This is a genomic window from Acetilactobacillus jinshanensis (assembly GCF_004359375.1).
In the GTDB taxonomy this organism is placed as follows: Bacteria; Bacillota; Bacilli; order Lactobacillales; family Lactobacillaceae; genus Acetilactobacillus; species Acetilactobacillus jinshanensis.
In genome coordinates this window covers 802661-815472 of record NZ_CP034726.1, presented here as the reverse complement: position 1 = coordinate 815472, position 12812 = coordinate 802661, and the positions used below count along the sequence as shown (strand labels likewise).

Genomic DNA, 12812 nt, shown 5'->3' with positions numbered 1-12812 from the left:
TAGCCATAGACGTTAGAATTAATTATTAAACTTTAATTTAATAAAGATCTTGAAATGCTTTACTTAAAATCGTGTTACTTAAATGATGCATAGTGAATTTAAGTAATGCACGAGATGGTTTAGCGTGTTTCTTAGCTGACATTGACGTGTGTAAACCAGCTTTATATGCAGCTAGACCAACTTGATGAGCCATGGCTTTAGCTTCGTTAGAAGCATCACCACCATTAACATCGTTGAAGCCCATGAAGAACCAGTAGTAATAACCATGCTTGTTGTTTTCAACTAAGTTGCTATTTAACCACTTGTGGGATTCATGATGCTTCTTAGCATAACTCTTAGTTGAGTTAACACCAGCGAACTGACCATAATCGTTTAATCCATCTTTAACACCGGTTGGAACACCACCTAATTGATCTTGGGCACCGATAATTAAGTATGGATGGTTAAGGGCATAAAGATATTCTTTTTCGTAGTTGGTCTTGTTGAATGGATCACCGGCATCAATTGCTTTATCGGCTTTCATGGTTGCACGACCCGTAGCAGTAGCATTACCAACTTTTACGGAATAGTTAAATTTCTTGTTAGCTAAGGCTTTTTCCATTGAATTGTAGTTCTTTAATGATGGGTACTTACTCTTAAATACTTTATTACCAGCATGATGGCCATGACGTGCTGTTGGCTTATTAGCAGTAACATGAGCATAATGTGGCTTGCCCATTAATACTAAAGCACACTTCTTGTTAGAACCGTTAAAGTGAGCGTATTCTTGGGCAAACATTGGTAATGAGTACCAGAAACGAGCACCACGGTCAAAACGCATGTTACGACCCTGAGTACCAGGTGCACCATATTCACTGAAGTAAAGTGGATCGTAAACTAAGAATGCGTTCTTCTTGGCGTTATAAGCTGTAATTACTTTACAGTGGTTACGGTTTGGATCACCCGGTAATTGGTAAGAAGAGTAACCATAATATAAGACTGGATGACCACTCTGAACGTACATCTTGATGTCGTTTACTGAAGCACCAGAGATGTTCTTGATGTTCTTATCGAAACGACGACCATAACGAGCTAACGCATAAGGCTTAATAACATGTCTGAATCCAGAAGTACCATATGCATTACCAGCTTGACCACCTTTTGTATTATAAGCTTGCGGTAAGTGATTATAGAGATAACGTAAGCTTACACCATGATGATCCGTTCGAAGTAACATTTCTAATGAAGCTTCAGCACAACCTTCAGGAGCACTAATTGGACGCCACTGACTGACGTATGGAACGCTTAAGTAAGCAGTCTTATTAGTGTTAACTAAAGCATTGACGTTAGTATAAGTACCGTTCTTTAAACGATAGTAAGTGTTTTTACCATTTTGCATTTGGCCGGTAACATTGAATGTTTTATGAAATGCTTTCGATGTATTGCCAGTTTTTTGCCAGTCATCCGTATATACAGGATATTTATTGGCGACAAACATTTTACCGGAAGCATGCTTCCAAGTTACTTGGCTCTGTGAGTTGTTAGCCTGATTGTTATTCATCTGACTAACAACGGGAGCCTGATTTGCAGTTGAATCAGCGTTAGCTGTCATTCCTGCAGCAGAGCCTAAACCAAGTAAACAAAGGACAACGACTGAAACGGTTATCCAATTTTTACCAGATTTATGTAATACTTTCTTAGTATTACGAATCCGAGATTGATTTTTGTTAACCAACAAAATTCCTTCTTTTTATAATTTTCATGATTATTATACCAAAAGAGCAAACATTATTCACAATCTTTTTGGGAATTTGCAGAATTTATTTATTATAAATTACTAATTAGATATTACTAATAATTTATAATAAATTTTAAATAAAAATAATTCATATATTCGTGTGAAGAAATCTGATTTTTTGATCTAATTAAAATTGACAAAATAAATTTATTATTGGTATTACTCGTTTGGCTAGTTCAGTATTTTTAATTTTAATAATGTATCAACTAATAATGCTTGTTCCAATCTTGTTTGGAAACCACTAAGAGACCGCCCAGTATTATGCTCAATGTGAAATGATTGATTAAGCCTCGAGAATACCGTTTCAATGTGACGACGTAGTCGCCTTAGTAAACTATCATCGTAGGAATACTGTTTCATGTTTGATTGTAGCGGTGTCCAGAACCAGACCCCATGTTTAGCTAAATCTGCTTTTAAAGCTTTACTAATGTATCCTTCATCAGCCAGAATATGCTGGCATGGAAATTCATCAACTAATGTTCTAACCATTTTAATATCGTGAATGGATGCTTTAGTAATGGTGTATGCAAGAACTATACCGGAATCAGACACTTCAAAGCTACCTTTAAGCCCGTAGTAATACATCTTTTTAGTAGATTTGAAGCAAATATTCGCATAACGATTTAAGAGCGTAGCTCTTGTATTGCGAACGTACTTGCATAATGGGATTGGCAAACTGTCAATTATTGAGTACTTTGGATGCACGCGTCGTACAATGAGTTCCCAACGAATAATTTGAAGAATGATGCCGTCTCGATTACAGATTCGATTAAAGCGTGATTCTTCAGGCATTCTATAAGGACTTATTACACCGTTATTAAGTATAAAATGATAAAATCGGAGTCTAGCATTTATGCCTAATAATGCTTGCAAGCATAATAAAGCGATTACTTCCACATCCGTTAATTTTGAATGATTAACATTTCGCCTTCGGCGAAAGTTCTTAGAAATAAAGGCTTTATACAGTGGCTTAATGGTATGAATGCAAGACTAAAATTGTATTAACGAGTGATTATTAGTATACTGAACTTGGTCGAACATAAGCTATACTTCCTATTATTTGAACTACTTTTAGTATAGCCGACATGTTCGGCTTTTTTAATATTATCTCCAACTAGCCAAACGAGTAGTTACTAATACAAATGGCATATATTTATAGGGTGTCGCGGGACGATAACCTATGACGTAAAAGATGAACGCTTTAAATAGCGTCTTTCTTTTTGTCTTAATAAAATTTTCATAGTGTTTATCATCAAATCGAGACCGTAACTCGGTAAAGTGAATTAGAGAAAAACGTTGCCAACAATTTGGCAACGTTTTTTGACAAATTTTTTAAGAATTTACATAATTTCTTTATTATAAATTATTAGTAATATCTAATTAGTAATTTATAATTAGTTAGCAATAAAAATGCACGTAAACATAAATTCACGTGCAAAATATCAGGAAGGATTTTAATTAGTTATTCCCATTCGATTGTAGACGGTGGCTTACTAGTCACATCATATACAACTCGGTTAACGCCGTTGACTTTATCGCAGATTTCGGTTGAGATCTTTGACATAACGTCCCATGGAATTCGGGCAAAATCAGCCGTCATGCCGTCAATGGAAGTGATGGCACGAATAGCGATGGTATAATCATAAGTTCGTTGATCGCCCATAACACCAACGCTCTTAAAGCCCGGTAAAACGGTGAAATATTGCCAGATTTTACGATTTAAACCAGCTTGCTTAATCATTTTGCGTAAGATGGCGTCACTGTCACGGACGATCCGCAACTTATCTGGTGTAACCGCACCGATGACACGGATTGCCAAGCCAGGGCCAGGGAACGGCTGACGCCAGACAAGTTCATCTGGAATGCCCAGTTTAGTTCCGACGGCACGAACTTCGTCTTTAAATAAATATTTGAGTGGTTCAATTAATTTCAGGTGCATCTTTTTCGGTAAACCACCAACGTTATGGTGGGACTTAATTTTTGCAGCAACACCCAAACCACTTTCGATTCGGTCAGGATAAATTGTTCCTTGAGCCAAGAAGGCCACATCTTTGATTTTATGAGCTTCACGGTCAAAGACTTTAATGAATTGATGACCGATAATTTTACGCTTGGTTTCCGGATCGGCAACGCCCTTTAAACGATCTAAGAATTCTTTTTGGGCATTGACCCGAACGATATTTAAGCCTAAGTCGTCATGAAGACTGCTCATGACCTGGTCAGCTTCATTTTTTCGAAGTAAGCCGTGGTCAACAAAGATGCAGGTTAATTGATGGCCAATTGCGCGGTGAAGCAACACTGCAACCACGCTGGAATCAACACCACCGGATAGGGCTAAAATAACCTTTTTATCACCGACTTTATGACGAATCTGTTCAATCTGCATGTCGATGAAGTCAGTCATGCTCCAGTTAGCTTTAGCGTGGCAAACGTTTAACACGAAACGTTTTAAAATGTCTTTACCGTACTTAGTGTTGTTAACTTCAGCATGGAATTGAATTCCGTAGAAATGTTTAGCGTTGTTCTGCATGGCGGCAATCGGGCAGTTTGGACTAGTGGCAACATCTGTGAAGCCATCCGGGACCTTGGATACTAAGTCACTGTGACTCATCCAAACGGGTTCCTGTTTTGGTAGGTTGTGGAATAACGTAGCTTGATCAGTCGTAACCTTAATTTGAGCGTGACCATATTGACTCTTGGCTGATTTAACTTGACCACCTAAGTCATAGGCCATTAACTGCATTCCGTAACAAATCCCCAGAATTGGGATCCCAAGTTTAAAGATTTTCGGATCGACTTTGAGCGCTTTTTTATCGTAAACACTATCGGGTCCACCCGAAAAGATGATGCCTTTGGGATGCATGGCCTTTAACTTAGCAATGGAGATCGTGCATGGTAATAATTCGGAATAAACACCGAGTTCACGGACTCGACGAGCAATTAACTGATTATATTGACTACCGAAGTCCAGGACAACGATTTTATCAAATGATTTTGAATTCATGATTTAACCCTCTTGGTAATTATCGGTGGTAGTTAGGAGCCTGACGGGTAATTTGAACGTTATGCGGATGGGATTCGATTAAACCAGCGTTAGAGATCCGAACGAATTGAGCGTTATTGATCAATGTTGGGATGTCTTTAGCACCGGTATAACCCATTCCGGAACGTAAACCACCGGTCATTTCATAGATGATCCGGCGAACACTGCCTTTGTAAGCAACTCGGGCTTCAACACCTTCAGGAACTAATTTCTTGGCTTCGTTAACTTCACCCTGGAAGTAACGGTCGGCAGAACCATGTTCCATGGCACCGATACTGCCCATGCCACGGTAGGCTTTGTACTTGCGGCCGTGATCTTCGTAAACTTTACCAGGGGCTTCTTTAGTTCCGGCAAGCATGCCACCCATTATAACGGCGTTACCACCAGCAGCCAATGCTTTAACGGCATCACCGGTCTGTTTAATTCCACCATCGGCAATGATTGGACGATGCCATTTACGGGCAACGGTTGCGGAATCGTAAACAGCGGTTAACTGGGGAACACCAACACCGGCAACGATACGGGTGGTACAGATGGATCCAGGTCCGATACCTACTTTAACAATGTCAACACCGGCTTTGAATAGATCGTTAGTAGCAGCACCGGTGGCAACATTCCCGGCAATCAAAGTCTTACCAGGAAATGCTTCGCGGATCTGGTGAACCTTTCGGATGACACCCATTGAATGACCGTGAGCAGTATCGATAATTACTGCATCGGCACCGGCATTAAATAATGCTTCAGCACGTTCCTTAGTATCACTGGTGACACCAACAGCGGCCGCAGCTAATAAATGACCTTTGGCATCGACTGCGGCATGTGGATATTTCTTTTTATCCGGAACGATAGCTTTAACCTTGCTAACTTCTTTAGCCTGCTGATCGATCAGCATGTTTTTATGAATAACACCGAGGCCACCACATTCAGCCATGGCGATTGCCATCGGTGATTCGGTGACGGTATCCATGCTGGCACTCATGAACGGAACGTTAAGTTTAATGTTCTTAGCTAATCGAGTGCTCGTGTCGACTTGATTTGGTAAAACGTTACTTTTGGCGGGGATTAATAATACGTCGTCGAACGTTAATCCTTGTTTAGAAAATTTAGTATCCCAATTACTCATAATATTTACTCCTTAAGTCATGAATAATTACTTATAGGGATGCCAAATGGGTAAGGAAAAAGCTTCTGTACCTATATTCAGTAACAGGAGCTTTTAGTTCCGTTGCTTATAGTCCGAACTTTTACGGGTTCGGGTAGAAACTGACCAACCTCATCTTGGCATTATATAGGCAATTAAATTATTTGCATATTTAAGTGACTTAAGAATAACACGTGATTTTAAATAATTCAATTCATTATTTATTATTAATTTTAAATAACTAGTTATTAATAATATATAACTAATTTTAAGTAATAAATTATAAATAACCAAAAATTTTTTAAATCAAAACCTTAAAAGAATAAGCCACTGGCCGTTGCTAAGCCCATGATAATAATTAAAGCAATGATGATCGTAGCGACTCTTTTGTGGGCTAATTCTTTAAAAACGTTCTGTTGGCAGCAATCAATAAAGATGGTGGCTGCAATACAAACGCTACTCCATAATAAACGGAAGAAATTTAAACTGGCGTTAAAGTAATCGAAGCCGTCGACGATTAAAATAATTGCGGCAACGATATTCAGTATCATGACTTCGTGCTTATAAAAGTGAATTCGAATTGCCTTGATCGCTTTAATATTCATAAAATTTTCACTTCTTAAATCCGATAATCCATAGCCATTTTACCACGCAAAACGAAAAGGAGCCGCTTAAATCGCAAGCTCCGATTCTAATTAATTTCTTAATATTATTATTTAGTACCGAAAAGACGGTCTCCGGCATCACCTAATCCAGGGACGATGTAATTATTCTTGGTTAAGTAATCATCTTCGGCAGCGGTATAGATCTTTAAGTCTGGGAATTTCTTATAAACGGCTTTGATCCCTTCAGGAACACAGACCAAGTTGATGAAGGTCATATTCTTAACGGGTACGCCACGCTTAACTAGAGCGGCTACAGCATCAATACAGGAGCCACCGGTAGCAATCATCGGATCAATTAAAATCACCCGACGCTTATTAATGTCTTCTGGGCATTTAACGAAGTATTCGTGCGGAATGCTGGTTTCTGGATCACGATACATCCCAATGCAAGCAACTTTAGCCGACGGGATTAAGTCTAGCATTCCGTCTAACATACCTAGTCCAGCTCGTAAAATCGGGGCAATCGCTAATTTCTTACCGGTTAACTGTTTACAGTTGGCCATAGCGATCGGTGTCTGAATTTTGACGTTCTTTAATGGTAAATCGCGAGTGGCTTCGAAACCAAGTAGACGGGATAGTTCATTAACGACTTCTCGGAATTCTTTGGTTCCACAGTTTTTGTTACGAATAATCGATAATTTGTGCTGAATTAATGGGTGCTTAACAATGTGGAAATTTGGATTTTGCATATTATAAACCGTCCTTACAAAAAAACTGCCCACCTGGTCCGGAGATGTGCAGATTATCAACTGAAAAATTCATGTTAACGTTCAGTTACGGAATTTTTCGTCTTGCCAGCCTCACCGGACCAAGCTTAAAGACTACTGTTTATCAAGTTCATGTATAGTATATTGTTAATAACACGATGTTGCAACATCATTGACCGCATCATTGTGTTATATTGCAAATTATTAATTTTAGCGAAAACAAAAAGCCTCATGTAGTGACCCCATTTTATTGGACAATTAAATTTGTTCAATAAAGTGAGGTCATTTTTTATGTATAGTTTTGACTTTGACACTAAAGCAAATGCAGTTAAAGCCTATTTGTCGGGAATAGGTTCAACTACGTTGAACCATACCTATGGGATTAAAAGTAGTGCAACGATATTGGGTTGGGTCGCCAAATATAAGAAATATGGTTCTAAGGGCCTAGTTGTAAGCCATACCAAGAGCGTGTATCCTTTTAAATATAAATTAAAAGTGCTGAACTGGATGGTACTTCACCACAAGTCTTATCCAGAGACAGCACTTCACTTTAATATTGCGTTCCCAGCAACAATCTTTTATTGGGAACGTAAATTAGAAAATGGAGATCTACGCCCAATGAAATCTAAGTATAAATCCCATAAGATGAATGATGACATAGACTCGTTAATAAATCAATTAAAATCTTGTCGAAAACAAAATTTGGAACTTAGAATCCAATGTCGGTACAGTAATTTGACTAAAGACTATGACCAAATAGACAGTATTCATAGGATAATTAAGGAATATTCTCAAGTCCCGATAAGTCGTATCTTAAAGATACTTGATATTCCCCGAAGTAGCTATTATTACAAGAAGAAAGCGTCGCTTTCTCATCGTGACGCATATAATTTAAAATTAGCTCATACAATTTACAAAATAAGAGAAATATCTAACTATAAATTTGGGTACCGTACAATTACAGGCATTTTAAGAAACACTGTCCATATAAATCATAAGCGGGTCCAAAGAATTATTCAGATGTATGGCTGGCAATGTACGGCTTTCAGCAAGAAAAAGCGTAAATATAATTCATATCATGGTCAGGTTGGCAAGATAGCTCCTAACGTACTTGGTGGGAACTTTAAAACTAAATTATTTGGACGCAAGACAACGACTGATGTAAGCGAGTGTAGATACGGGAATCAAGATATTCATCATCGCATCTATATATCGCCATATATGGATTTAGCGACCGATGAAATTATCGCATTCAATATCAGTAATCATCCAACCGTAGGTTTCACCTTAAAGCCATTAATTAGGGGCCTGAATACATTAAAGAAACTTCATTTACCATATAAAACGATTGTCCATAGCGATCAGGGAATTCAATACCAAAGCCACGTTTGGCAAGACACTCTAAAGAATTATGGTGCAATTCAATCGATGTCTCGTAAAGGTCGCTGTCATGACAACGCCCAAATGGAGTCATTCTTTCATCTGATGAAGGTTGGAGTAATGGATAAACATTATCAGACCGAAGGTCAGTTAATTAAGGCACTTAAGTATTGGATATGGTACTATAACAATATTCGCCCAAAGAAAAAACTAGGTTATAAATCTCCGGTTGAGTACCGAAAATTTCTTATAGCCTAGTTAAATAACATTAATAAATTGTCCAATTTTATGGGTGCAGATCATCAGTTTGGCTAAGGCTTGTTGGAAAACATCGCGATATTAGAGGAAATCAATTATCGTAATCGCACCATTGTTCAGCAGGAGTTAGGTGTTTCAACTCCACAATTAAATAAAAAAATATTTCTTCAGGATAATTATGGCTGATTACCAAGTTTAACTATGGTTATTAAATCTTAGCCAAAAACAAAGGGCCTAATTTTTGAATTAGGTCCTTCGTAGATTTTAATAGTATAATGCTTTATTTATTATCGAGGATTAACATTTATGATTACAGAATTGGCGGTAGGGTCTTACATTTCAAGGCCTTAACGAGAAGCGTCCAGCGATTCTAAAATGGTTGGACCGGTAAGCAAGCTGACCATGTCGTCCATTAACTTGCTTGCGTCCATAAACATACTAGACAATTTAGGCTTGTTCATCATTGATGAACGTTCCATCGCACGAAACTTAGATAAGTTCGCCATGGAATCCAAAGCTTCATTTCTAGCTAACGTTTCATCCATAATAAAACCTCCTTAACTTTTTGTCATCCCGCCTTCCATAGTTCGGAATGGCTTCATAATGTACAATCGACGCTTAACAAATGAATACTTAATCTGTCCTTTGACGGGGACATTGCTAATCGCGTTCATATCTAACCACTCCTTTAAAATCATAGTTTAGCAAGCCGATTAATGAGACAACTGCGTATAACCATTTCAACTAATTCAACTGCTCATTTCAGCTTGCAACTATGTTATATAGCTAAATTAATGATATGTCAACTTAATTATTACATTTATTTAATTAGTTTCTGTATATATTCACAATCGCTTAGATAATGGCAATTATTAATGATTAAGTTAGTAAATAACACAAGAAGTTTGCTAATAAATAAAATTAGTAACAAAAAATCCGTCCAATTTTTTTTCTAAACTGGACGGAATAATTTTAAGATATAAAGCCGATTTAATACCCGTGACCATGATGCTTATTTTCTTCAGCCACGTATAAAATAATTCTAAAGAGTTCAAAGAGTAATGACGAAACTTCCAGAATCCCGGTAATCAATAATGCTAGCCATAATGAAGCTAATGCGATTGAAATCGGGGATGTATCCTGAATCTTAAATGATAGCGAGAGTAATGACGTTACCGAAATACTGAAGTAGATCGTGATCGTAATTAAGATTTGGTGCATGATCACAATGTCGGTCTGTAAATCCTGCATCGCGTGCATGAATTTGGAATTACTCTGCATCGGTAGATAGGCCAAACCGATAAACATTAGGCAGGTAATAAACGATGCGAACGAAATCGTATCACTCATGATGCTGCCGTAGTTCGGTAGTTTAGCCGGCGAGAACCTTCGCCATATACATATGAAGAAAACGATAATTCCGAAGATTCCCAAATATGAGTTTCGGTTGAAATGATTGCGCAACTAATCACCTTTGAAAAATAAGAAATGTCTTACGATTATTATAACAAAATTTATTTTTGATTAAGCCGGACTTCAATAATTTGTATGATTTTTTTGATAATTTTGATTAATCGGTTTGCGTTGAGCTGATTTTCAATTAAGGTTCCGTGTGATAAATCCGCTAATAACCAATAGGTAGTCTTCTTAATGGGTGCGTATTTTAGAACGAAGTACGTGATACTTTTACCGAAGACGATCCGGTACGGGAAGGGCAACTTAGTGATTAGGTGGTGACTCATGTAATTAGCTAACAATTGACGTTTTTGTTGTGCTAAAGCGGGATTAATACTGTTAATAATATCAAGTTGCCTCTGCCAATGATTGGCATTATCAGGATTATGTCTGATCGAAGTTCGAAGCCACTTGCATAACCGGCGTTTAATCAGCCGGCCGTACTTTTGATATGCAGAAGGGTACTTACGTTGCATATCTTTAAGAAATTTATAAAAGGCTTTCGATCTTTCCTGTACTGGGTGGTCATAGTAGATTTGGTGAGAGTACCACTCAAAGTCACCAAAGCACCGGAAGAGTTCAACTCGTTGCTTAGTATCTTTTAGATTCAGGAAATTAAAGATTGCGTAATTTTCAATGAAGCTTCTGATCAACGTAATTTTATCGATTAGGTCGACATTTGGGTTCTGAATTAAATTAATTTGATTGTGTAAGTGTTTGATTAACGAAGCTAGCATATAAATCCCTTCAATGCCCATGATACTACAGTTTAATATAAAATTAATTATCAATTACTTATTATAGATTATCAATAATTAATTATAAGTAATCAATAATTTATTATTGTAAGCGCTTTAAATAAATCGTTCGTTTTCTTTAGGTCCATGAAAACGTTTTCCATGGAAATATGGGGTAATGAAATCGATTTCACATGTCCATTTTGGGTGATTGATTCGTGCTTTAAATTTACAAGTTTCTCTTCTCTACATTATTAGTGCCTGTGAAATAGCCATAAATGCGATTGGGATAAAGCATGTTCTAATTTTAAACATTTATGTCCTTTAGCGAATGTAACCGCTTGCAGATTTTTCTAAATGCGATATAACTGAAACTGGAACGTGGTTGTGAAGGAATGTTCAATCAGGTTCCAGTAATTTTGATGTTTATTTCAGATTATTAGATATTTAACTTTATCTAATGATTAGGGGGTAAAAGTTATGAGTAAAAAAGAAATTACTGCAGCTGTTGTCGAAAAACGTAATGCTCCATTCAAATTGGAACACGTTTATATCGATGACCAGCCAGATGCTAATGAAGTTCTAGTACATATTGTTGCAACTGGAATTTGCCATACTGATGAAACCGTACGTAACGGTGATGTCGATGGCCAAACCGGTGTATTCCCATACCCAGCAATCGCTGGACATGAAGGTGCCGGTATCGTTGAAAAAGTTGGTAGTGATGTTAAGAACATCAAGCCAGGCGACCACGTTGTATTAAGTTATGCATACGATGGTACCTGTAAGAACTGCTTGAATGGTCATCCAGCTAGCTGCCTTAACTGGGGTAAGTTAAACGCCATGGGTGTTCGTGCTAACGGCAAGCACGCATTCTTCAAGAAAGATGGCACTCCGATTTCTAACTTCTTTGACCAGTCAAGTTTCGCTACTGAAACCATGGTCAATGACCGTAACGTAATCAAAGTACCAAAGAGCGTTGACTTAACTAAAGTTGGTCCTCTAGGCTGTGGTTTCGTTACTGGTTCTGGTACTGTATTCAATGCTTTAAAGCCAGAACAAGGTTCTAGCTTCGTTGTCATGGGCACTGGTGCCGTTGGTTTAGCTGCTATGATGGCTGCTGAAATCAAAGGTTGTGACCCAATCATCGCTGTTAACCACCATGACGGTCGTTTAAAGGTTGCTAAGAAGTTAGGTGCTACCTATACTATTAACAACGATAAAGTCGACTGGGTAAAAGAAGTCAAGAAGTTAACTAATGGTGAAGGCGCTAACTACGTTGTTGATACCACTGGTTTAACTAAGTTACAGGAACAGTGTGTTGCCGCATTAGCTTCAGGCGGTCACTTCGCACCATTAGCTGTAACCCGTCATTCAATGACATTCAACCCATGGACTGATTTAGAAGCTACTCAGAAACATGTTGATGGTGTTCTTATGGGTAACTCAGTACCACAGGAAGCTATTCCACAGTTGATCAAGTTCTGGCAGTCAGGCAAATTCCCATTCACCGGCTTAGAACACTACTACAACTTCGATCAGATCAACGAAGCTAACAAGGCCTCTGGTAATGGTTCTGTTGTTAAGCCAGTTATGATCTTGGATCACAGCTACAAGCCTGGCAAATAATCGACCAGTTATATAAATAA

The 12812-nt window shown here is 37.9% G+C and carries 11 protein-coding genes and 1 riboswitch; of the genes, 2 read left to right on the top strand and 9 right to left on the bottom strand.

Going from position 1 to position 12812, the window contains the following annotated elements:
• Positions 1–37 precede the first annotated feature (37 nt).
• The 6 genes from ELX58_RS03750 to upp all read right to left on the bottom strand — a co-directional run bounded on the left by ELX58_RS03750 (position 38) and on the right by upp (position 7315).
• Entirely contained in the window at positions 38–1714 is a 1677-nt protein-coding gene (locus ELX58_RS03750; RefSeq protein WP_133441825.1) for a C39 family peptidase, read from the bottom strand.
• A gap of 234 nt (positions 1715–1948) precedes the next feature.
• A complete protein-coding gene (locus tag ELX58_RS03745; protein ID WP_133441824.1) occupies positions 1949–2761 on the bottom strand; it encodes an IS982 family transposase in 813 nt (270 codons plus the stop codon).
• Between the two features lie 478 nt (positions 2762–3239).
• Positions 3240–4781, bottom strand: coding sequence for a glutamine-hydrolyzing GMP synthase (gene guaA, locus ELX58_RS03740; protein WP_133441823.1), 1542 nt, complete (start codon positions 4779–4781; stop codon positions 3240–3242).
• 19 nt (positions 4782–4800) lie between these two features.
• Positions 4801–5943 (bottom strand): IMP dehydrogenase, encoded by a 1143-nt coding sequence (gene guaB, locus ELX58_RS03735; RefSeq protein ID WP_133441822.1) that lies wholly within the window; start codon positions 5941–5943, stop codon positions 4801–4803.
• A gap of 89 nt (positions 5944–6032) precedes the next feature.
• Positions 6033–6132, bottom strand: a riboswitch (purine riboswitch).
• Between the two features lie 143 nt (positions 6133–6275).
• Positions 6276–6566 carry a hypothetical protein gene (locus ELX58_RS03730; protein ID WP_133441821.1) on the bottom strand — a complete coding sequence of 97 codons (291 nt, stop codon included), beginning with the start codon at positions 6564–6566 and terminating at the stop codon, positions 6276–6278.
• Between the two features lie 107 nt (positions 6567–6673).
• A complete protein-coding gene (gene upp, locus ELX58_RS03725; RefSeq protein ID WP_133441820.1) occupies positions 6674–7315 on the bottom strand; it encodes a uracil phosphoribosyltransferase in 642 nt (213 codons plus the stop codon).
• Positions 7316–7624: 309 nt separating this feature from the next.
• Between upp and ELX58_RS03720 the strand changes: the two genes are divergently transcribed.
• A complete protein-coding gene (locus ELX58_RS03720; RefSeq protein ID WP_133441184.1) occupies positions 7625–8971 on the top strand; it encodes an IS3 family transposase in 1347 nt (448 codons plus the stop codon).
• A gap of 347 nt (positions 8972–9318) precedes the next feature.
• Here the strand turns inward: ELX58_RS03720 and ELX58_RS03715 are convergent, their stop codons facing one another.
• From ELX58_RS03715 to ELX58_RS03705, 3 genes are all read right to left on the bottom strand, one after another.
• Positions 9319–9516 carry a hypothetical protein gene (locus tag ELX58_RS03715; RefSeq protein WP_133441819.1) on the bottom strand — a complete coding sequence of 66 codons (198 nt, stop codon included), beginning with the start codon at positions 9514–9516 and terminating at the stop codon, positions 9319–9321.
• A 445-nt stretch (positions 9517–9961) separates the two neighbouring features.
• Positions 9962–10435, bottom strand: a complete 474-nt coding sequence (locus ELX58_RS03710) for a hypothetical protein (RefSeq protein WP_133441818.1) — start codon at positions 10433–10435, stop codon at positions 9962–9964.
• 50 nt (positions 10436–10485) lie between these two features.
• Positions 10486–11163: a hypothetical protein gene (locus tag ELX58_RS03705; protein ID WP_133441817.1), complete on the bottom strand. Its 678-nt coding sequence runs from the start codon at positions 11161–11163 to the stop codon at positions 10486–10488.
• Between the two features lie 480 nt (positions 11164–11643).
• Here ELX58_RS03705 and ELX58_RS03700 point away from each other — a divergent pair, with 480 nt between their 5' ends.
• On the top strand, positions 11644–12792 hold the full coding sequence (locus tag ELX58_RS03700) for an NAD(P)-dependent alcohol dehydrogenase (RefSeq protein WP_133441816.1): 1149 nt from the start codon (positions 11644–11646) through the stop codon (positions 12790–12792).
• Positions 12793–12812: the final 20 nt, after the last annotated feature.

What these genes read in the sequence shown, in the direction of transcription:
- ELX58_RS03720 (WP_133441184.1), top strand. Translation starts at nt 7,625, where the DNA reads ATGTATAGTTTTGACTTTGACACTAAAGCAAATGCAGTTAAAGCCTAT.
- ELX58_RS03715 (WP_133441819.1), bottom strand. Translation starts at nt 9,516, where the DNA reads ATGGATGAAACGTTAGCTAGAAATGAAGCTTTGGATTCCATGGCGAAC.
- ELX58_RS03730 (WP_133441821.1), bottom strand. Translation starts at nt 6,566, where the DNA reads ATGAATATTAAAGCGATCAAGGCAATTCGAATTCACTTTTATAAGCAC.
- ELX58_RS03705 (WP_133441817.1), bottom strand. Translation starts at nt 11,163, where the DNA reads ATGCTAGCTTCGTTAATCAAACACTTACACAATCAAATTAATTTAATT.
- guaA (WP_133441823.1), bottom strand. Translation starts at nt 4,781, where the DNA reads ATGAATTCAAAATCATTTGATAAAATCGTTGTCCTGGACTTCGGTAGT.
- upp (WP_133441820.1), bottom strand. Translation starts at nt 7,315, where the DNA reads ATGCAAAATCCAAATTTCCACATTGTTAAGCACCCATTAATTCAGCAC.
- ELX58_RS03700 (WP_133441816.1), top strand. Translation starts at nt 11,644, where the DNA reads ATGAGTAAAAAAGAAATTACTGCAGCTGTTGTCGAAAAACGTAATGCT.
- guaB (WP_133441822.1), bottom strand. Translation starts at nt 5,943, where the DNA reads ATGAGTAATTGGGATACTAAATTTTCTAAACAAGGATTAACGTTCGAC.